20 protein-coding genes and 1 pseudogene are annotated in these 21,350 nt (G+C 55.8%); 15 read left to right on the forward strand and 6 right to left on the reverse strand.

Annotation, left to right across the window (positions count from 1 at the left end; translation table 11 throughout):
• Positions 1-36: 36 nt before the first annotated feature.
• The 4 genes and pseudogenes from J3352_RS03115 to J3352_RS03130 all read right to left on the reverse strand — a co-directional run.
• Positions 37-825: a ParA family protein gene (locus tag J3352_RS03115; RefSeq protein ID WP_097773564.1), complete on the reverse strand. Its 789-nt coding sequence runs from the start codon at positions 823-825 to the stop codon at positions 37-39.
• Positions 825-1,694 (reverse strand): DUF6017 domain-containing protein, encoded by an 870-nt coding sequence (locus J3352_RS03120; RefSeq protein WP_097773440.1) that lies wholly within the window; start codon positions 1,692-1,694, stop codon positions 825-827. The genes J3352_RS03115 and J3352_RS03120 overlap by 1 nt, the downstream gene beginning before the upstream one ends.
• Before the next feature lie 125 nt (positions 1,695-1,819).
• On the reverse strand, positions 1,820-2,032 hold the full coding sequence (locus J3352_RS03125) for a helix-turn-helix domain-containing protein (protein WP_197036523.1): 213 nt from the start codon (positions 2,030-2,032) through the stop codon (positions 1,820-1,822).
• 372 nt (positions 2,033-2,404) lie between these two features.
• A pseudogene (locus J3352_RS03130) lies at positions 2,405-2,689 on the reverse strand (tyrosine-type recombinase/integrase); the annotation flags it as partial.
• Positions 2,690-2,870: 181 nt separating this feature from the next.
• Between J3352_RS03130 and J3352_RS03135 the strand changes: the two are divergent.
• Together J3352_RS03135 and J3352_RS14475 are read left to right on the forward strand one after the other, a co-directional pair.
• Entirely contained in the window at positions 2,871-3,845 is a 975-nt protein-coding gene (locus J3352_RS03135; protein ID WP_035393904.1) for a Fic family protein, read from the forward strand.
• A gap of 197 nt (positions 3,846-4,042) precedes the next feature.
• A complete protein-coding gene (locus J3352_RS14475; protein WP_143405769.1) occupies positions 4,043-4,198 on the forward strand; it encodes an IS3 family transposase in 156 nt (51 codons plus the stop codon).
• Positions 4,199-4,364: 166 nt separating this feature from the next.
• Here the strand turns inward: J3352_RS14475 and J3352_RS03145 are convergent, their stop codons facing one another.
• Positions 4,365-5,084: an ATP-binding protein gene (locus tag J3352_RS03145; RefSeq protein WP_005931734.1), complete on the reverse strand. Its 720-nt coding sequence runs from the start codon at positions 5,082-5,084 to the stop codon at positions 4,365-4,367.
• 99 nt (positions 5,085-5,183) lie between these two features.
• Here J3352_RS03145 and J3352_RS03150 point away from each other — a divergent pair, with 99 nt between their 5' ends.
• The 7 genes from J3352_RS03150 (at position 5,184) to J3352_RS03180 (ending at position 12,488) form a co-directional block, all read left to right on the forward strand.
• On the forward strand, positions 5,184-5,849 hold the full coding sequence (locus J3352_RS03150; protein WP_005931731.1) for a Crp/Fnr family transcriptional regulator: 666 nt from the start codon (positions 5,184-5,186) through the stop codon (positions 5,847-5,849).
• A 131-nt stretch (positions 5,850-5,980) separates the two neighbouring features.
• Positions 5,981-7,468: a sensor histidine kinase gene (locus tag J3352_RS03155; protein WP_156065657.1), complete on the forward strand. Its 1,488-nt coding sequence runs from the start codon at positions 5,981-5,983 to the stop codon at positions 7,466-7,468.
• Positions 7,465-8,256 carry a helix-turn-helix domain-containing protein gene (locus J3352_RS03160; protein WP_156065655.1) on the forward strand — a complete coding sequence of 264 codons (792 nt, stop codon included), beginning with the start codon at positions 7,465-7,467 and terminating at the stop codon, positions 8,254-8,256. Before J3352_RS03155 ends, J3352_RS03160 begins: the two co-directional genes overlap by 4 nt.
• A gap of 216 nt (positions 8,257-8,472) precedes the next feature.
• Complete coding sequence (locus J3352_RS03165; protein ID WP_156065653.1) at positions 8,473-9,507, forward strand: TRAP transporter substrate-binding protein; 1,035 nt, start codon at positions 8,473-8,475, stop codon at positions 9,505-9,507.
• Positions 9,508-9,518: 11 nt separating this feature from the next.
• A complete protein-coding gene (locus tag J3352_RS03170; RefSeq protein WP_005939311.1) occupies positions 9,519-10,073 on the forward strand; it encodes a TRAP transporter small permease in 555 nt (184 codons plus the stop codon).
• A gap of 3 nt (positions 10,074-10,076) precedes the next feature.
• On the forward strand, positions 10,077-11,378 hold the full coding sequence (locus J3352_RS03175) for a TRAP transporter large permease (RefSeq protein WP_097773470.1): 1,302 nt from the start codon (positions 10,077-10,079) through the stop codon (positions 11,376-11,378).
• Between the two features lie 123 nt (positions 11,379-11,501).
• Positions 11,502-12,488 (forward strand): TRAP transporter substrate-binding protein, encoded by a 987-nt coding sequence (locus J3352_RS03180; protein WP_097773471.1) that lies wholly within the window; start codon positions 11,502-11,504, stop codon positions 12,486-12,488.
• 200 nt (positions 12,489-12,688) lie between these two features.
• Here J3352_RS03180 and J3352_RS03185 read toward each other — a convergent pair whose 3' ends face one another.
• Positions 12,689-13,390 (reverse strand): hypothetical protein, encoded by a 702-nt coding sequence (locus J3352_RS03185; protein WP_197036522.1) that lies wholly within the window; start codon positions 13,388-13,390, stop codon positions 12,689-12,691.
• Between the two features lie 293 nt (positions 13,391-13,683).
• Here J3352_RS03185 and J3352_RS03190 point away from each other — a divergent pair, with 293 nt between their 5' ends.
• From J3352_RS03190 to J3352_RS03215, 6 genes are all read left to right on the forward strand, one after another.
• On the forward strand, positions 13,684-14,250 hold the full coding sequence (locus J3352_RS03190) for a hypothetical protein (protein ID WP_197036521.1): 567 nt from the start codon (positions 13,684-13,686) through the stop codon (positions 14,248-14,250).
• Positions 14,251-14,341: 91 nt separating this feature from the next.
• Entirely contained in the window at positions 14,342-14,524 is a 183-nt protein-coding gene (locus tag J3352_RS14235) for a hypothetical protein (protein WP_242699855.1), read from the forward strand.
• Between the two features lie 34 nt (positions 14,525-14,558).
• The gene (locus J3352_RS03200; protein WP_156065649.1) at positions 14,559-15,503 is read left to right on the forward strand and encodes an ROK family protein; all 945 of its coding nucleotides are present in this window, start codon (positions 14,559-14,561) and stop codon (positions 15,501-15,503) included.
• Positions 15,504-15,535: 32 nt separating this feature from the next.
• The gene (locus tag J3352_RS03205; RefSeq protein WP_156065647.1) at positions 15,536-16,975 is read left to right on the forward strand and encodes a glycoside hydrolase family 1 protein; all 1,440 of its coding nucleotides are present in this window, start codon (positions 15,536-15,538) and stop codon (positions 16,973-16,975) included.
• Between the two features lie 70 nt (positions 16,976-17,045).
• On the forward strand, positions 17,046-18,557 hold the full coding sequence (locus J3352_RS03210) for a carboxylesterase/lipase family protein (protein ID WP_197036520.1): 1,512 nt from the start codon (positions 17,046-17,048) through the stop codon (positions 18,555-18,557).
• Positions 18,558-18,782: 225 nt separating this feature from the next.
• Positions 18,783-21,278, forward strand: a complete 2,496-nt coding sequence (locus J3352_RS03215; protein ID WP_099357289.1) for a LuxR C-terminal-related transcriptional regulator — start codon at positions 18,783-18,785, stop codon at positions 21,276-21,278.
• Positions 21,279-21,350 lie beyond the last annotated feature (72 nt).

A 21,350-nucleotide genomic window follows, 5' to 3' on the forward strand; every position in this document is an offset into this window, starting at 1 on the left:
ATGGTTGGCGGATTTTTTCATTTTAGGGCTTGACTTTTAATAGTTAGTCTTCGTCAGAGATTGGTAGGCTTCTGCCACCTTGCCTTTGGGGTCGTGCTGGAAAATGCTTTTGCCAACGGCACTGATCTCCGCAGCACGGACAGATCGGGGAATGGTCTGGTCAAACACTTTGATCTTGCTGCCGTAAGCACCTCGAATCAGGTTGTCAATCTGCTGTCCGTAGTTGGTGCGGCTGTCGGTCATAGTCAGCAGGATGCCCTCAATTTTCAATTTGGGGTTGATCTGCCGTCGGACCTTCTGCACGGTCTGCAAAAGCTGTTCCAGACCTTTCGCAGACAGGTACTGCGCCTGCACGGGAATCAGGGTGGTGTCCGCCGCTGCCAAGGCATTGACGGTCAGCATCCCAAGGGAAGGAGTGCAGTCCAGCAGAATGAAATCATATTCGTGCTTTGCTCCTTCCAGCACCTGCTTGAGCATCTTTTCCCGGTTCATGCAGTTGACGAGAGACACTTCCAGCCCTGCCAGTTCGATGTTCGCCGGAATCAGGTCAACGCCCTCCGCATGGTGCAGAACGCCTTCACCGGGCGGAATGCTCTGGTCGTTTATGGCTTTCTGCATCAGGGTGGAAAGGGTGGTGGGCAGTTCATCGGGCTGCTGCCAGCCCATGCTGATGGTCAAGCTGCCCTGCGGGTCAGCGTCCACCAACAGGACTTTCTTACCTTCCATCGCCAGCCCAATGCCAAGATTTTCACAGGTGGTGGTCTTGCCAGTGCCGCCTTTCTGGTTGACGATGGCTACCGTGGTTGCTTTCTTTGAAATTTTTATCACCTCCGCATCGCTAAGTCGTGGTTGGTTTGGTTCTGGTAGGAAAGCTGCATTGTAGTCGGTGCGTTATACAGAGAAGCGAGCAGATATTGTTTCATGTTCCTGATGGGGCTGCTGTTCTCTGCAAGGCACTTCAGCACAAAGCGGATATGGTCGGCGTTCAGCTTCATAAAGCGACTGCGTACCACCTCGGCGGGCTTATCGTCCCCGGCAATGTGCAGCAACTTGCGGTTGGTGGCACAGGTGTCCACCAACAAATCTACGATCTGATAGATGGTGTCCTCATCATCCGGGCAGAGCCGGAGCAGAAGGTCTATCTCCAAAGACTGAGAAAAATATTCTTCCAGTTGGGTGCGTTTGCTCATCCCATCCGCTTCTTCAGAATAGAATGGATCAGTCTCACTCATTTCAGTATCATTCTCTTTAGTCTTATTACATCGTGATTTTGAAGGGTCTTGACTTGCGTTTTTGAAGCCTCCAGAATCGTGAAAATCACGATTCTGGAATATTGATTTTGACGATTCTGCCGAAAAGTTCTTCACATATACCAAACTTGGCTTTCCCAGACCTCTGCGTTTTCGTTCAATCAGACCAAACTTTTCGAGTTCCCGGAGCAGCTTGGTCGCTTTGTTGTCTGCGCAACACAACGCCCTCTTGACATCCTCTATCGAGAAGATAATGAACACCCGGTTCTGCTCGTCCAGCCAGCCGTTTTTCACGGACAGGCTCATGCGGTCAAGCAGGATACCGTACAGGGTCTTGGCATCGGTTGACAGGCTCTGGAACCGTGGCTCCTGAAACAGAGCCTTTGGAATGCGGTAGAAGGAGAACAGCTCTCCGGCTTGTCCGTAGAAGTAGTCAAGGGTCATGTGGCTTTTTCAACGTTTTACTCCAGCTTGTGTTCAAAAAATCGACCGCCTTTCATTTGAAAATAAAAAGCGCACTCTTTTCTTATTGAAAAGTGGTGCGCTATGTAATATAATGGTTGTATAATTTAGCTATCCAAAAGATAGTCGATGAGATATTCTTTCGGAATCATGAAAGATCGTCCGACTTTCAGGCAGCGAATTCTATGTTGATGGATTCTTCTGATGATGGCAGTCTGGCTTTTGAAACCGAGTAAAGTTGTTGCTTCTTCGACAGACAGCACATCAGGATAGTTCACAAATAATTTTTTATAATACTCTTTTGCTTGATTTTGATTCATTATCCTTGACTTTCCTTTCGTTTTGTGCCTAAGCAGAGGAGCGTTTTGCCCTGCATCCCTCCTGAACATCCCTCCAATTTCCATTTGGGCGGTCCAAACCGAAAAAACAGAGTAGGGGGAAAACGCATCGAAAAATCGTGGATATTCCAAATTATTGTTCGTTGAGGCGTGAATTTTGCCTTTGCACAGTGGGAACCAGATATCACTAGATATCACTGGATGACACCAGATGGAAGATGAGGACAAAAACTCAAAATCCCTTGTGCTAATAACACGTGTGGGTTCGACCCCCACCACCGGCATTGAAAAGTAGCTTAGAATCGTAAGATTTTAGGCTGCTTTTCTTTTTTATCCCCCGCATCCGGCTCATTCTCACACTTTTGTCTCCTCCGGGAAGATCCAGACGATGGCATTGGCAGAAGATACCTTACTGGAGAAATCCAGATGTATATAAATGTTGCTTGTTGTGCTGATGCCGCTGTGACCGAGCCACTCTTGGATTTCCTTCAGGCTCACGCCATTGGCATAGAGCAGGCTGGCGCAGCTATGGCGCAGGTCGTGGAAACGGATACGCTTCATCTGGTGTGCTACCAGAAAATCCGGGAAATGCTGGCTCAGGAAATCGGGCCGAATCCGCTTTCCCATCGGGTCTACATAAAAAACACAGCTTGGAGCACGGACATTCAATAAAACTGCAAACCGCAGAGGGCTTTCCTTTGCTGCTCAAGCCGCCGTATGGAACAATGACCTCATTTCATCTATCATTTTTTCAAATTTTTGATTGATGAATGATAGATGAAATGATATGATAAAAGAAATGATATGGGAGGTATACACCGTGCGAAACAAGAAACCGCCATTTGAAATCACAGAAGCAGCTCTTTCAGAGGCTATGGAAATCAGCGAACTGGTAGGCAAAATCAGTTCCACCCAGAATCTTTCCACAAGTCCGATTCTGCGCCGCCAGAATCGCATCCGAACGATTTATTCTTCTCTGGCTATCGAGCAGAACACACTTTCTTTGGAGCAGGTGACGGCTGTTCTGTCTGGAAAACGTGTGCTTGCCCCTCCAAAAGACATTGCAGAAGTAAAAAACGCCTACGAAATCTACGACCATCTCGCAGAGTTGAATCCATATTCGATGAATGATCTTCTGCTTGCACATCGGACGATGATGCAGGGTCTTGTCCGGGAGGCTGGCGAGTTTCGCTCTCGTCCTGTCGGCGTAGTAGACAGCAAGGGTAATGTCCTCCATTTCGGCACCCTGCCGCAGTATGTTCCCTCTTTGATGGAGGAACTGATTCAGTGGACAGAAAACAGTCCTTTACCGCTTTTAATTAAGAGCTGCGTCTTCCATTATGAATTTGAGGTGATCCATCCATTTGCGGATGGCAACGGTCGTATTGGGCGGCTCTGGCACACACTTCTGCTGTCAAAGTGGAACCCCTTGTTTGCATGGCTTCCCATCGAATCCATCATTCACGACCATCAGGCCGAGTATTACGCAGCAATCAATCAGTCTAACGCACAGGGGGAAGGAACTGTTTTTATCGAGTTTATGCTGGGAATTATCAAAGAGGCTTTGACCGAAGCAATCAACGAACAGCCTGTTGCACAGAGTAAGGAAGAAGTGCGTTGGATGAAGATTGCAGCTTTTCTCCGCACGAACCATATTATCCAGAACGTCGATGTTCAGAATCTTCTCAATGTTTCTCCTGCCACTGCAAGTCGAGTCTTGAATACTTTGACAAAAGAAGGAAAGCTCGCCAAAGTGCGAAATGGCCGCTATTGGGCATATAGATTGGCAGATTGATTATAGATATAGTCAAGATAATCGGTGCAATAGCTTTTGCCGCAGAACTTCCGGTTAAGCTCCTGCTCCTTTTTCATCTTTTTGAGCATCTGCTCACAGGCAGGGATAAGAGGAAGTGTCCGGCAGCTCGACTTTGTTTTTGTCTTATCTCGTGCGATTTCCGTTACCGTTCCGTTGACCTTTGCGGTCACAACCGTATGCTGAATGCTGATTTTCTTGTTCTCAAAGTCAATGGAATCCCATTTCAAGCCTTCTCCAAGGCGATTGCCGAGTATATTGACTATTACAATAACAGCAGAATCCAAGCAAAAACAAAATGGATGCCTCCCCTCTATCGCAAGTCAAGAAATTAGCGCAACGTTCAAACAGCATATTTGCGATATGCAATTCAACGTTGTTGCTGTTGCATTGAAAAGTTGAATTGCTATAAATTCAGAGAAGCATCCATGATGGATTCTTAATGATTCAATTTTGATTCAGTGTCCAGAAAACTGGGTACATATCGTTTGCCCTGTACTTTTAATCCAGAATTTTTCCGTCAATGGAGATGGTGACCACCTGCCAGGGAATGAACTTTCCGCTGGTCTGCAGTGCCTTTTTCGCTGCCATCTCCAAGCCGCCGCAGCAGGGCACCTCCATACGAAGGATGGTCACGCTCTGGATGTCGTTGCTGCGCAGGATCTCGGTGAGCTTTTCGCTGTAATCCACAGCGTCCAGCTTCGGGCAGCCGATGAGGGTCACCTTGCCGCGCATAAATTCCTGATGGAAATTGGCGTAGGCATAGGCCGTGCAGTCCGCGGCGATCAAAAGCTTTGCGCCCTCAAAGTAGGGCGCATGGACGGGTGCCAGCTTGATCTGCACCGGCCAGTTGCGCAGGCGGGAAACCGGCTGCACAGAGGCAGCAGCTGCGCTTTCGGCAGCCTCCGGCTGTTCCAGCATCCGCATCCGGGAGCCGGGGCAGCCGCCCTCGTGCAGGTGCTTCATCTTCTCCTGCAGCTCCTTTTTCTTTTTGTTCTCCTGCACCGCTGCCTCGTCGTAGGCAGGGGCTTCCCGCTCCTCAAAGGTGATAGCACCGGTGGGGCAGCCCGGCAGGCAGTCGCCAAAGCCATCGCAGAAATTCTCCCGCACCAGCTTTGCCTTTCCGTTGATGATGTCAATGGCTCCCTCGTGGCAGGCGGTTGCGCACAGCCCGCAGCCGTTGCATTTTTCTTCGTCAATATGGATGATCTTCCGAATCATATCTATACTCTCCTGTTGTGGATGTTTTTTGCATTTGCATCCTTATTATAGTATACTAAAGGCAACTTGTATGTTTGAATTCCAACAAGGAGGGTTTTTATGCAAAAATATCTGCCTGTTCTACGGAACTGCCCCTTTTTTACCGGGCTTACCGACGATGAGATTTTGTCCATCCTGCACTGTGTCAGTGCAGCGAAGATCACCCGGCCCCGGGGCTCCTACATTTTCCGTGCCGGAGATTCCACGGAGGTCATGGGGCTTATGCTGTCCGGCTCCACCCTTGTGATACAGGAGGATCTTTGGGGACACCGCAATATCCTGTCCAAGTGCAATACCGGAGACTTTTTCGGCGAACCTTACGCCGCCACTCCCGGTGCCATCCTGAATATCAGCGTGGTGGCAGAGGAGGATTGCGAGATCCTGCTGCTGAACGTCAAGCGGCTGCTCACCGCCTGCCCCACCGCCTGCGACCATCACCAGAAACTCATCCGCAATCTGGTCAGCGTTCTGGCAAACAAAATACTGCTTTTTAACGATAAGATCACCCATGTCAGCAAGCGCACCACCCGGGAAAAACTGCTGTCCTACCTGTCTGCCGAGTCCATCCGGCAGTCCTCCCTTTCCTTTGACATTCCCTTTGACCGTCAGCAGTTGGCGGATTTTCTCTGCGTGGAACGCGCCGCCATGTCGGCAGAACTTTCCAAGCTGCAAAAGGAAGGGCTGCTGGTCACCAAACGGAATCATTTTCAGTTGTTGACCCGCTGACAGCCTGGCACATTGCCTGCAAGCACCGGCTCCCTTGCGAAAACCGGTGCTTTTTTTGCAGTTGCACTTTCCCCGGGAGATTATTATACTTATAAAAAGGCCGGGTGCTGCAAGGACAGGAGGGAAAGCGTATGGCACGGAACAAAACCGCACAGGGCGGTATATCCCTGCGCCGCAAGGTCACGGCATGGCTTGCCGCGATTTTGCTGGTCACCATGCTTTCCACCGGCATTGCTACCATGGCAGGTCAATGGACGGTGCGCTCCTTTGATACGCTGCTGGCCGACAATGCCGTCTGCTACACGGTGCAGAACGCCCTCAAGGACGAAGCACAGGCCTTTGCACGCTATGTGCGTCAGCCTACTTCTGAAACGGAACAGGCCTATACCGCCGCCTGCACCGCTTCCGAGCAGAGCCTTGCGGCCCTGCCCCTCGATTATGCCCGCATCGGTGAAGAGCGCTATGCCCGTACATGGAACCTTTTGCAAGGGTACGCGGGGTACCGGCAGGAGCGGGATGCCTTTTTGCAGCTTTCCCCCTCGGCAGATACCTACATTGGACAGATGTACCATGTGATGGCGCTGCAAGACTACCTTGCCGAGTATGCGCTGCGGCTGACGCAGGCCACGCTGGAACAGGAAAACGCCCTTTACAGCAGCACGGCGGCTCACATCCGGCATCTGCCGTGGCTGTATCTGGGGCTGTTCCTGACGGCAGCCGCGCTGATGCTGCTGCTCATCCGGGTGCTGAGCCGCGCTGTGGTGCGTCCGCTGCTGCGGCTGGCGCAGGCTTCCCGCAGCATTGCCGAGGGGGATCTTTCAAGCCCGGATCTTCCGGTGAAAAGCAGCGACGAAGTGGGGCGGCTGACGGGAACCTTTAACCAGATGAAGCACGCCATGGCGCAGCAGCTGACCACCCAGCAGGCCTTGCACCGGGAAGAGGTGCGGAACCTTGCACTGGAAAAAGATCTGGAGCACACCCGGCTGGAGGTGCTCAAAAGTCAGGTGAATCCGCATTTTCTGTTCAACACCCTGAACATGATCTCCTGCATGGCGCGGCTGGAGGATGCTTCCACCACCGACCAGATGATCGTGCATTTGGGCAGTTTGTTCCGGCACAACCTGCGCACCAAGCGCCAGCAGATCACGCTGGAGGAGGAACTGGACGGGCTGGAGGACTACATTTATTTGCAGCAAATGCGGTTCGATGGACGCATTACCGTAGAAAAAAGCATCCGGGTGCAGCCTGCGGCGGTTTTGGTGCCGTCCTTTATGCTGCAGCCGGTGGTGGAAAACGCTTACTCGCATGGGCTCAAGTCCTGCGAGGAAGGCGGACGCATCCTGCTGCGAGCATGGATGCAGGGCAAGGTGCTGGTGCTCACGGTCGCGGACAACGGCGGGGGAATGACCCCAGAGGAACTGGACGCTGTGCAAGCAAAACTTGCGCAGAGCGAGCAGACCGGACGCAGCATTGGCCTTGGCAATATTTCCCGCCGTATCGGGATGCTATATCCGGGCGGTAAAATGCAGGTATACAGCCGCGCAGGTCACGGTACTGTGGTGCGGTTTGAGCTCCCGCAGACGCAGCAGCCGGAAGAAAAGGAGGAGACGCTCTCGTGAAGTGCAAATTGCTGGTGGCAGAGGATGAATTGATCGAGCGCAAGGTGCTGTGCCGGACTTTGCAGAAGTATCTGGGAGACCTGATCTGTCTGTATGAAGCCAAAAACGGCAGAGAGGCTCTGGAAATTTTTGCCCGCGAAGCGCCGCAGGTGGCTGTGCTGGACATTGAAATGCCGGGTCTCACCGGGCTGGAGGTGGCGCGCAAGATCCGAGAAACAGACAGAAATTGCGCCATCCTGTTCCTGACCGGCTTTGATAAGTTCGACTATGCACGGCAGGCGATCTCTGTACGGGCGATGGACTATCTGCTCAAGCCTTACAACGAGCAGGAACTGGTATTCGCGGTGGAGGATGCCATCCGGCAGGTGTCGGTGCCGCTGCCTGCCCACCCGGTACAGCCCCCTGCGCCTGAACAGCCTGTCCGCCGGGAAGAGGACGAGGATATGCGTACCGCCATCATCCGTGCCGAGATCAGCCGCTTCATCGACGCCCACTATGGGGAGGATATCTCCATGCAGGATGCCGCCGCTGCGCTGCGCTACTCGGATGCCTACTTCTGCAAGCTGTTCAAGCAGTGCTTTAAGGTAAACTTTTCGGCCTACCTGAACGAATACCGGGTGAACAAGGCGCGCCAGCTGATTTTGGACCCGCGCCTGAGCCTGAAGGATATCGGTGCTGCTGTGGGTTACAGCGACGCCAACTATTTTACAAGGGTGTTCAAGCGCCTGACCGGCCAGACCCCTTCGGAATACCGCGTAGCCGCAGCGGAAAAAGCGGCACAAGGATAAATCGAATCCAAAAGAAGCACTCGTTCTTTCCTGCCTGTCAGCAGGAGAGGAACGGGTGCTTTTTTATTTTTGCCAGTTTCTTTCGTCCAAAAAACACAAAAATTGTACTTGGATACAACAAAGACAAAATCGTGCTGCGTTTCACAAAATAATCCGGTTTCACAAAAATGAACGAGTTGTTAAAATAAAATCATAGAAAAAACGCGAAAAGAGAGGATGCCATTCATGAAGAGAAGAACGTTTCTGTCGCTGATGGGCGCGGCGGCACTGACCAGCAGCATGATGCTTACCGGCTGCGGTGTCGGCTCCGGTGACGACCGCAAGATCGTGCGCATCGGCCATGTGCAGTCCCAGACCCACCCGGATCATCTTGGACTGGAAGCCTTTGCCAACTACATCAACGAGAAGCTGGGCGACAAGTACCGCGTGGAGGTGTACCCCAGCGAGTTGCTGGGCTCCCAGACCGAAATGGTGCAGCTGACCCAGACCGGTGCCATCGACTTTGTGGTGGCGTCCACTGCCATCATGGAGACCTTCAGTGCCAAATACCAAATCTTCAACCTGCCTTACCTGTTCTCCAGCGTAGAAGCCTACCACGAGGCGATGGACGACCCCGAGGTGACGGACCCCATTTTCAAGACCACTTCCAAGGCCGGTCTGGAAACGGTGGCATGGCTGGATGCCGGCACCCGCAACTTCTACACCATCAAGACCCCCATCAACCAGCCCTCCGACCTGAAGGGTCTGAAGATCCGCGTGCAGCAGTCGCCCACCAACGTGGAAATGATGCGTCTGCTAGGCGGAACGGCTACTCCCATGGGCTTCGGCGATGTGTACACCGCACTGCAGGCCGGTATTCTGGACGGTGCCGAAAACAACGAGCTGGCTCTGACCGATAACGGTCACGGCGATATCTGCAAGTATTACTCCTACGATATGCACCAGATGGTGCCGGACCTGCTGGTGGCAAACTACGCCTTCCTGAACGAACTCAGCGACGAGGAGCGCGCGATCTTTGAAGAGGGTTTCCAGATCGTGAAGCGCACCGAGCAGGACGCCTGGGAGGATGCTGTGGCTGAGGCGAAAGATAAGGCCGAGAATGAGCAGCACGTCAACTTTATTTACCCGGACACTGCACCGTTTCAGGAGGCTATGGCCCCCCTGCACGATTCCGTGCTGGCAGCAAACCCGGAGTTGCAGCCCATTTATGACCTGATCCAGCAGCACAACGCTGCCCATACTGCGGACTGAGGAGGAGCGTCATGGAAAAACTGAGAAATACCCTGAACAAGGTGCTCAACCTGCTGGCAGGTCTGAGCATGACAGTCATGGTGGTGCTGACCACCTATCAGGTCATCGTGCGTTACATCTTCAACTCTCCCTCCACATGGTCGGAAGAGCTGGTGGGTTATCTGTTCGGCTGGAGCACCATGCTGGGTGCCACCATCGTTTCCGGCGAGCGCGGCCACATGAACATTCCCGTGCTGGTGGACCGGTTCAACCCCACCATGCGCAAGGCGTTCCACATCTTTGCCGAGGTCATCGCCTTCATCTTCTCGGCGACCATTCTGGTGTTCGGCGGTTTTCAGGTGTCCCAGCTGGCTATGGGACAGCAGACCTCCTCGCTGGGCGTTGCCGTGGGCGTGTTCTACTGGGTCATGCCCATCTGCGGCGTGATCATTCTGGTGTATTCCGTGCTGAACATTATCGGCATTGCCAACGGCTCCATCTGTCTGGATACCCCGGAAGATGCAGACTTTGCAAAAGTGGAAGCCGAAATGGCTGCCGATGCTGACAAGGAAAACAAGGAGGACTAAGCTGTGGCAATTCAAGCGTTACTCGTAATTCTGGCAGTACTGCTGGTGCTGCTGTTCCTTGGCGTGCCCATCTCGTACGCCATTGCAGTCTCTTCCCTGACTGCCATCCTTTCTTCCATTGACCTGAATGTGGCCGTGCTGACCGCTGCCCAGCGCACCTTTGTGGGCATGAGCAAGTTCAGCCTGACCGCCATCCCGTTCTTTATTCTGGCCGGCAACATCATGAATCAGGGCGGCATCGCCAAGCGTCTGGTGGATTTCGTCATGGCCATTCTGGGCAAGATGCCCGGCGCACTGCTGGTGACCAACATCGGCACCAACGCCCTGTTCGGTGCCATCTCCGGCTCTGCATCTGCTGCGGCTGCTGCTGTTGGCTCCATGATCCGCGACGGTGCCGACGAGCAGGGCTACGACCCCGCCGTGACCGCTGCCACCAATGCCGCTTCCTCCTGCTCCGGTTTGCTGATCCCGCCGTCCAACGCCTTGATCACCTACTCGCTGGCATCCGGCGGCACCTCTGTGGCTGCGCTGTTCATGGCCGGTTACATCCCCGGCATCATCTGGGCGCTGTGCTGCTGCGTGGTGGGCGTGCTGCTGGCGGTCAAGCTGGGCTATAAAGGCACCCCCGGCAAATTTGACTGGAAAAACCTCGGCATCTGCACCCTGCGCGCTCTGCCTTCGCTCTCCCTGATCATCGTGGTCATCGGCGGCATCATCGGCGGTGTGTTCTCTGCCACCGAAGGCTCTGCCATCGCGGTCGTCTATGCGCTGGTGCTGGCTTTCTGCTACCGCTCCATCAACCTGAAGAGCCTGTGGAAGATCATCGTGGACTCTGCCAAGATGTCCGGCATGGTGGTGTTCCTGGTGGGCGTTTCCAACATTCTGGGCTGGGTCATGGCCTTTTTGCAGATCCCGGATGCTGTGGCGGCAGCCCTGCTGAGCCTGACCAGCAATAAGTACATCATCCTGCTCATCATGAACGTGATCCTGCTGGTGTCCGGCACCTTCATGGATGTGACCCCGGCCATCCTCATCTTCACCCCGCTGTTCCTGCCCATCTGCCAGAGCTTTGGCATGAGCACCATCCAGTTCGGTCTGATCCTCGTGTACAACCTGTGCATCGGCAACATCACCCCGCCTGTGGGCAACGCACTGTTCGTGGGCATCAAGGTGGGCCGCACCTCGCTTTCCAAGGTCATGCCGTACATGCTTATGTACTATGTGGCCATCATCGGCGGCCTGCTGCTGGTCACCTTTATCCCGGCAGTGTCTACCGCACTGCCGCAGGCAATGGGCCTGATGTAACTGAGATATTCCCTTCTTCTCCTGAAAAGGCGGTACCTGCTTTGCGGCGGGCACTGCCTTTTCCTGTCTCTTGCACAAAGGCAGCCTTGTGCGCTATACTATCTGCAAAGGGAGGGAGACACCATGCGCAGACGGACTTTTTTAGCCGGGCTGGGCTTTGCGGCTTTACAGCTGGCAGGCTGTGCCGCAAAGCTGCAGACCACACCGGACTATGTGCTGACCTATGCCGACAACCAGCCCGCCGGATACCCCACCACACAGGGCGCACAGTATTTTGCAGACCTTGTGCAGCAGCAGACCGGGGGCAAGGTGGTCATTCAGATCAAAGCGAACGGCGAGTACGGCTCAGAGCAGCAAGTGTGGGAACAGCTTGCCATTGGCGGCGTAGATTTTGCGCGTGTGTCGCTCTCGGTGGCCACCGACGATCTGCCCCGGCTCAACGTGCTGCTGCTGCCGTATCTCTACCGGGATGCCGACCACATGTGGCGCGTGCTGGACGGCAGCATCGGGACAGAGTTTTTGCAGGACTTTGCTGCGCAGGGAAGGGTAGGCCTGAGCTGGTACGACGCGGGTGCCCGCTCGTTTTATGCCCGTCAGCCGGTGCGCAGCCTGAACGATCTGCAGGGCAAGACCATCCGCGTGCAGGATTCGCAGATCGTGATCGACATGATCCGCCTGCTGGGTGCAGTGCCGGAGACCACGGCGTACAGCGACGTCTACTCGGCGCTTGAGACCGGGCAAATCGATGCCGCCGAAAACAACTGGCCGGCCTACTATTCCATGGAGCACTACAAGGTGGCACGGTACTACATGGCCGATGAGCACAGCCGCGTACCGGAGGTGCAGCTGGCTTCCGGACGCACATGGGATGCACTGCCGGAGGAATACCGGCAGACCCTGCAGGCATGCGCCCGGGCATCGGCGCAGTATGAGCGCCAGCTCTGGGCACAGGAGGAAACCGCCGCCCGCAAAGCAGCCCTTGCAGGCGGCTGCATCGAACTGCCGCTGCCCGAAGAAGAAATGCAGAACTTCCGGCAACTGGTGCAGCCGCTGTACCGGAAATACTGTGCCGACTATCTGCCGCTGGTGGAGGAGATACAGGCAGAGTGACAACAGAGAAAGGGACGAGTCAAATAAAAAGGCTCACAGCTTTGAGGTTATGCTGCGGAGCACTTTTCCTCCACGCCCACTCCGTGGAACAGCAAACAAGCCAGACCCGCCGGTCTGGCTTGTTTGCAATATCAAAATAAATGTTTCCGCTGAATATACCCAAGGTGCAGCGGAGGACCTTCTGAATCAAAAACTCTCCCTTAGCTCACATATCCATCGGTCACGCTGATGATGTTGGCATTGCCTTCCAGACTTTCATACACGTTCACAACGGCATAGTGCATCTCAGCACCCGGATAAACCGTGGTTGCTTCGCACAGGATGCGATAGTTCGTGCCTGCCACGGTCTGGGTGCTCAACAGAGCCACCGGCACATAGTCCACGCCCACAAAGCCCTCGGTGGCCTCGTTGAACGCCGCCGTGGCTTCCTCCGTCATGGCGGGGGACTCCGCTTCCTGCCAGGTGCCCATAGCGCCTTCTTCATAGTCCAGATTTGTCAGGCACAGTGGATCGCCGATGTCCAGAATTTCTGCTTTGCTCAGCCAGCTGTGCTGCAGCGTGACCACAACATACTCTTCCTGTGCGCCCGGTACGACGACAGTCGCCTTGCACAGAATGCGGTACTGGGTACCGAAGCCGGTGGTGCGGCTTGCCAGCAGGGCCACAGGCGTATAGGAAACGCCCTCCAGACCATCAAAGGCCTTGTCGAACACTTTGCGGACTTTCTCGGTCAGTGCCGGGTCGGAAGCACGCTTCCAGCTGCCGGAAATGCAGTTTTCCTCAGCCACGGCAAAAACCGGCTCTGCCGTCTCTGCCGAAAGTGCGTATGCCTGTACCGCACCGCCTGCCAGCAGGGAAAGGGCCATCACAGCCGTCATGCAAACAGAAACCGTCTTTTTCATAATGATATCCCCTCTTTTTATTGTGTGTCGCTGCCGGGGTGTACACCCGGTTTTGTCGCTTCATTCTGGATACGAATGAGCCGCCCTCGGAAGTGCACGGGTTTGAAATATTTTCCAAAAAAGAAAAAAGCCTCGACCCCCTCAAGCCCTGTTATTCCGCAGGCTGCAAGCCGGACGGGACAGAGCACATCCCGTTCCCGTTTGCTCTGCCGGAGGCTGGGCTTGCCTGCATGACCGTTACCGCCATCTAGCGGGACGCAAAGCCCGGCATCCCAGCGGGCTATGAAGCTGCCTTGGGGCAGGTATGGCACAACTATGCCGCCGCCCGGCTCACCGCTGCCGCGCCGGAATTGGTGGCAATGGACTGCAACATCGGAATAAAGGGTGAGGGTTTCGAGTACATTTTCGGCTGCGGCAAGGGGCTTGTGTCCATCCGCTATAACGGCGTGCAGCTGCTGGACGATACCGTGCGCCCTAACTTCTGGCGCGCGCCCACTAACAACGGCAAAACCAGCCGACACCACCCGGAGCACCGGGTGGAAGTCTGCTGGTTTGCACGCATTCCGTGGCGTGCTGCGGGTACTCCGCCCGGCAGACGTTTCGGAATCAGAATGAAGGAATGGGTGAAAAAGGAGGAAGGTGTTTCTTTTGGTGAGACCTCAGAACAGCAGCCCACAGGCTACGCAGCCCACAGCGACCATAATAGCAGATGCAACCTACGCGTAGGGGAGGGTGTGCTTCTGGTGGTCGCCCAGGTCCTGGCCGGAGCGGGCCAGTTCGTTGGAGGTGTTGGTGGTCTTTGCTTCGGTCAGACCAGTGCCCTCCTGCGCGGGGATGCCTGCAAGCAGCAGGAGGTGTGAAATAAAAGGACAGCCGACTGGTGATGGGCGCTGTTTTTGTTCTGCTGGCGATCCCGTTCCTCCTGTTCTATGATCGAACAGTGCTGCCCCTATGCAACAGATGCCTGCCGCGGCAGGAATGCACCTGTATGCCAACGGCTACCGCCCTGTTATAGATGCTCTGCTGCCGCTGCTGTTCTATTGCGTGCTGCCCTGTGTTGTGCTAAAATCATTTTGTATTGAGTATTCGGAAAAGGGAGCTGTGGAGCTGGCTGCCGCATTGGGCTTTGCCTGAGTCTGAAAACAACCAACAGAAAGCAGGAGATAAGATGAAACAGTATCTTTTGATCGACATCGGCGGCACCTTCATCAAGTACAGCCTGGCCGATGAACAGGCCCGGAAAATCTCCGGCGGTAAGGTTCCGACACCGCTGACGAATATGGATGACCTTCTGGCGGCCATCGAGGGCTTTGCCGCTCCCCTTCAGGGACAGTTCGTGGGCTGCGCCATCTCTATGCCGGGCCGCATCGATACCAGAAACGGCATCGCCCATACCGGTGGAATGCTCAGTGCCTTTATGTGGGAGCAGCCCTTTGCTGCGCAGGTAGAGGCACGGCTGGGCGTGCCGGTGACCATCGCCAACGATGGCAAGTGTGCCGCAGCAGCGGAGGGGTGGACCGGTGCGCTGGCCGGTGTGGAGAATGGCCTTGTGCTGGTGCTGGGCACCGGCATCGGCGGCATCATCCTGAACGGGAAGGTGCTGATGGGTGCTCACGCTGCTGCAGGCGAGGTTAGCGGCCTTGTTTCCAATATGGCAGCCATGGAGACAGAAACCTTTGAGATGAACAAGGTGGAAACTTTCTCGGATGCACCCCTGTGGGCAGGTGCCGCTTCGGCGACAGGTTTGATCCGGGAATATGCCCGGCAGAAGAAACTGTCGCTGCAGGGCCCGCTACCCACCGGGGAAGAAATCTTTGCGGCTTACAATGCCGGGGAGCCGGAAGCGCAGAAGGCTCTCAAGATCTTTGCCCGGCGGGTGGCCGTTGGCATCCTGAGCCTGCAGCATGTGCTGGATGTGGAAAAGGTGGCCATCGGCGGCGGTATCAGCGCAGCGGAGGCTCTGCTGCCTGCGATTCAGGCCGAGTTGGATTGGCTGTTTGAGCGCTGCACAGTCATGCCGGCGGTCAAGCCGGAGCTGGTGCGCTGCCGCTATGGCAACGATGCCAACCTGATCGGTGCCCTGAAGCTGTTCTTTGAACAGAACCCCGCCTGAACCAGAACAAAATAGGATAGGAGTAGAAACTTATGAGCGTTTTCCGTGATGATTTCCTGTGGGGCGGTGCTTGTGCAGCCAACCAGTTCGAGGGCGCATGGGACGTGGATGGCAAAGGCCCCAGTGTCCCTGACCTGTGCACTAATGGCTCTCACACCAGCCCGAAATGGGTGACAACTGCTATCCGCTCCGACCGGCTGTATCCCAGCCATGAGGCCATCGACTTCTACCACCACTACGAGGAGGACATTGCTCTCTTCGCCGAGATGGGCTTCAAGACCTTCCGCACCTCCATCAACTGGACCCGCATTTTCCCCACCGGTATGGAGACCGAGCCGAACGAGAAGGGCCTTGAATTCTATGATAAGGTCTTTGACTGCTGCAAGAAGCACGGCATCGAGCCGCTGGTCACCATCAGCCACTACGAGCTGCCCTATGCGCTGGTGGAAAAATACAACGGCTGGGCCAGCCGGGAACTCATTGAGTTCTATATGAACTACTGCAAGGCTATTTTTGAGCGGTACAAGGATAAGGTCAAGTACTGGCTGACCTTCAACGAGATCAACTGCGGTACCATGCCCATGGGCGCGATCCTGGAAACAGGCACTATCCGGGGCTTTGAAGGCCCTACCGACAAGGTGCCGGACAACAAGCAGGAGCGTTTTCAGGCGCTGCATCACCAGTTTGTGGCCAGTGCAGAGGCTGTTCGGTATGCCCACGACCACTACCCTCAGTTCAAGATGGGCTGCATGATCTGCTTTATCACCAGCTACGCACTGACCTGCGACCCGGCCGACGAGATCGCCAACCAGAAGGCCATGCAGATCAGCAACTGGTTCTGCTCTGATATGCATGTCCGCGGCGAGTATCCTTCTTACATGAAGCGCTATTTTGCCGAGAATAACATCACCATCCGGCAGGAGCCGGAGGATGCCGCCATCCTGAAGGCCGGTACTGTCGATTTCTACACCTTCAGCTACTATATGTCCAACTGCATCACCACCCATAAGGATGCCGATGATGTGGGCGGCAACATCATTGCTGGTAAGAAGAATCCTTACCTGAAAGCCTCCGACTGGGGCTGGCAGATCGATCCCGTTGGTCTGCGCTACACCCTCAACGAGATCTACGACCGCTACCGCATTCCCCTGATGGTGGTGGAAAACGGCCTGGGCGCTTACGACAAGAAAGATGCCGACGGAAAGATCCACGACAGCTACCGCATCGACTACCTGCGTGCCCACATCGAGCAGATGGCTGAGGCTGTAAAGGACGGTGTAGACCTGATGGGCTACACCCCCTGGGGCTGCATCGATCTGGTGAGTGCCTCCACCGGTGAGATGGCAAAGCGCTACGGCTTCATCTACGTCAACAAGTTTGACGACGGCACCGGCGACCTGAGCCGCGAAAAGAAGGACAGCTTCTACTGGTATCAGAAGGTCATTGCTACCAACGGCGAAGATTTAGGATAACAAAAACAGACCTCCGGGTGCCATGTTTGCAGTACCGGGGGTCTGTCTTTTTGAAAGAAGGAGGTCATTTATGGAAAAGGCATTTTGCTGTGCGCCGGATTTCCCGGTGGTTCAGACAAATTACGGTCCGGTGCAGGGATATCGCTTCCGGGAGATCAGCAGCTTCAAAGGCATCCCGTATGGGCGGGCGGTGCGCTTCCATGCACCCCAGCCGCCCCAGCCTTGGGCAGAGCCGCTGGACGCTTCCAGTTACGGCTGCGTCTGCCCTCTGCTGAGCATCGACAAGCCCGGCGGCGAACTGCGTGTGCCCCACCGCTACTGGGTGCAGGATGAGGACTGCCTGAACCTGAACATCTGGACCCCGGCCTGCGATGCCCAAAAGCGGCCGGTGATGGTCTGGCTCCATGGCGGCGGTTTTTTTGCCGGCTCGTCCATTGAGCAGGTGGCCTACGAGGGCGGAAACATGGCGCGGGAAGGGGACTGCGTGGTGGTGTCACTGAACCACCGGCTGAACATCCTGGGCTACTTGGATCTCTCCGATTTTGGGGAGGAGTACGCAAACTCCGGCAATGCGGGTGGGGATGATATCATCCTGGCACTGCAGTGGGTGCGGGACAATATTGCAGCGTTTGGCGGCGATCCCGGCTGCGTGACGGTATTCGGCCAGTCCGGCGGCGGTGCCAAAGTGACAACGCTGCTGCAGACCCCGGCAGCAGATGGCCTGTACCACAGGGCGATGATAATGAGTGGTGTGCTGGAAGGTTTGCTGAACGACAGTGTCGGCAGCGGCAGGGACTGTGTGCAGGCGCTGATGCAGGAGCTTGGCGTGCAGACAGCACAGCAGCTGGAAACTGTGCCCTACCACCAACTGGCGCAGGCTTACCGGAACGTCAGCCCGGCTCTGAAAGCAAAAGGCGCGAACGTGGGCCAAAGTCCCCACCCGAACCGCTTCTATCTTGGAGATCCGCTCCATAACGGCAGTGGGTTTCGGCCCGAGACTGCAGACGTTCCGGTGCTGATCGGTACGGTTTATTCGGAGTTCTACGGTTTCTTTGATGGACTGAAAGGAGTCGGCCCGGAGGAAGCAGTGGGCCTGTCTGCCGCAGAGACCCTGCGGGAGCAGTTCCGCACTGCCTACCCGCACCGCCCGGAGGAAGACCTGCTGCTGGCAGATACCAGCTTCCGCGCCCCCACGATCAAATATGTCCGGGAGCGTGCCAAGGCGGGCGGAAAGGTGTACAGTTATCTGTTTGATCAGGATTTCCCTCTGATGGGAAAAAGCACCCCGTGGCACTGTGCGGATATCCCATTTGTGTTCCACAACACAGAGCTTGTGCCAGTGTGTGCCTTTGAGGGAGCAAAGCAGCTGGAAACGGAAATTTTTGGCGCTGTGATGCAGTTTGCCCGTACCGGTGCGCCGGGCTGGGCTGCCAGTACGGAGGATGTGGAACAGACCATGCTTTTCGGCCCCCAAAGCCGTCTGGTGCAGAACCACGATCACGCACTGATCGAAGCATTGGCACCCTTCACAGATTTACGGATGAAAAAAGCGACCCGGGCAGGCGGACAGATCCAGCATTAAAAAGCGCCGTTCAATACGCGGGAATTCCGGGAAACATAAAGCAGAACAGGCATCCTGCGTTACCGTTTGGCGGTATCGGGCAGGATGCCTGTTCTGCTATGATGAAGAAGAATGGGGGGAGAATGGCTCAGTTAGATAAAAACAGCGTGCAGCTTTTCCGCATTTATGCTATACTTGACACAGCGGATCACAGGATCCTCCGGATGGGGAAAAGGAGCAAAAACGATGCGGAAACTGGACCTGAATGCGATCTATATTTCGGAGCGGGTGCAGGAGACCCTGCGCCCTGTTTCAGTCAGTGCACTGACGGCGGTGGTGGCTCCCATGGGCTATGGCAAGACCACTGCCATCAACTGGTTTCTGAACCAGCGCAAGCAGACGGAAAATGCAGTCATCCTGCGGGTGAATATCTATTCTGACAATCGCTCCATCTTCTGGAAAAGCGTACAGAATGCCTTTGCAGCAGCGGGGCTGACTGCACTGGCGGGCTGCGAGTACCCGGAGGATGCCAGCAGTGCGGCCCAGCTGATGGATGACCTGTGCACGGTGCTGGCGGGGGACAGGCCCTGCTACCTGTTTCTGGATGATTTCCACCTGTTAAAGGACGAAAAAGCGGCGAAGTTTTTGTGCGGACTGGCAAATCGCCTGCCGGAGAACGTTCACCTGATCGTGGCAAGCCGGAACAACTTTCTGCCCAAAGAGGAGATCCTCCGGCTGGGGCACCGCCTGCACCGCATTGGCAAGGAACAGCTGCGGCTCAACCATACCGAGCTTGCCCACTACGCCCACCGCTGCGGCATGGACCTGACCGAAGCACAGGTGGATAGCCTTCTGCGCTCCTGCGAGGGGTGGTTCTCCGCCATCTACCTGAACCTCCACTCCCTGGCTGAACGGGGCATCCTGCTGAGTGAGGACGCGGACATTTATTCCATGTTCGCGGCGGCGATGCTGGAAAACCTGCCGCCCAAAATGCAGGAATTCCTTGCCATGATGGGGCTTGCGGATGAATTCACTGTGGAAATGGCACAGGCCGTGACTGAAATGCCGGACGCAGCGGAGATCCTGCGGACCCTGACCGAGCAGAACGCCTTTGTGACCCGTCTGCCGGACGGAAAGACCTTCCGGTTCCATCACATGCTCAAGGAGTGTGCCGAGCGGCTGTTTGCCCGGTTGGCACCAGAGAAGCAGGATGCCTGCCGGAAGCGGTACGGGGCGTGGTATGAGGCAAAGCTGCAGTATCTCCACGCCCTGACTGCCTACGAGGCGTGCGGGGATTACGATGCGGCATTGCAGGTCATTGAGCGGGATGCGGGGATCCTGCTGACCTCCCTTGGTTCGGCAGAGCTGCTGGAACGGCTGGGGCGCTGCCCGGTGGAAACGCTCAAGCAGCACCCGTTTGCCATTCTGGTGCTGATGCGCTGCATGTTCAACTGGCGGCAGATCCCCAAAATGATGGAGCTGAAGGAGCTTCTGCTGACCACGGTGGCAGAGCATCCGGAGTGGTCTCAGGAGGAAAAAGGCAACCTGCTGGGAGAGTGTGACCTGATCCTGAGCTTTCTCATGTATAACGATATCTCTGCCATGAGCCGCCTGCACCGCAGTGCCAGTGCACAGATGTCCCACCCGGCCAGCAGCATCCAGAACAGCGGCGGATGGACCTTCGGTTCGCCCTCGGTGCTGATGATGTTTCATCGCCAGCCCGGTCAGCTGGACCGGGAGCTGGCGGAGATGGATGAGTGTATGCCCCACTATTATAAGATCACCAACGGGCACGGCATGGGGGCGGAGACCATCATGCGGGCAGAAGCGGATCTGCAACAGGGGCAGTTCGATGATGCGCAGATCCTGCTGGAGCGTGCCTATGCACAGATCGAGGGGAACGGTCAGACCAACATGACCCTCTGCTGTGATTTTCTGGCGTGGCGGCTGTCCCTCTGCGGGCCGTACACGCCCCGGGTCCCGCTGGAAGTACGGCGGGAAGAGCTGCTCCGGCAGCACAATATGGCATGGCGCAATCTGTTCCATGCCATCTGTGCCTATTACTACGCGCTGCGGGGGCAGACGGACGGCATCCCGGAGGTGTACGCCGCCCACCGCATGAACACCGTAAACACCCTTGCTCCCGGCAAACCCATGATCGGGCTGATCGAAAATCAGGTGTATCTGGCACAGGGAGAATGGGCCCGGGTGCTGGGCCGCGGCCCGGGGCTGCTGGCTATGTGCGAGGCCCTTCACTACGATCTGGTGGCCCTGCATCTGCGGATCCAGATGGCGGCAGCCTGTGCCCGGCTGGGCAGGCAGGACGAGGGGCGCAGCCTGCTGGAGCAGGCGTTGGCGCAGGCCGCCCTGGACGGCTTTGTAGTGCCCTTTGCAGAAAACTTCCGGGATCTGGAACCTCTGCTGGAAGCAGCGCAGGAAGGGCCGCATGCCAATGCTGTCCGGTGCATCCTTGCTCTGGGCGCAGCGCAGCAGGAACGCTGCCGGGCGTTGAACCGCAGCGAAGCCCTGCCCGAAGCGGCCGCCCGGCTCACAGAGCGGGAGCTGGCTCTGGCAAGGCTCATTGCAGACCGCTGCACCAACAAAGAGATCGCTGCCCGGCTGTTCCTCTCCGAAGGCACCGTGAAGCAGTATACCAACCAGCTTTATTCCAAGCTGGGCATTGGCGGCGGCGCGCGCACGAAGCGTGCCCAGCTGGCAGAATTGTTTGCAAAAAAATACTAACCTCAGGTTAATAGCATTTTGGAAAGATCTACGCTACATTAAAGGTGTAACGTGGATCTTTTTGTTTTATCT

Origin of the sequence: Faecalibacterium sp. Marseille-Q4164 (genome assembly GCF_017377545.1) — a bacterium.
In the GTDB taxonomy this organism is placed as follows: domain Bacteria; phylum Bacillota; class Clostridia; order Oscillospirales; family Ruminococcaceae; genus Faecalibacterium; species Faecalibacterium duncaniae.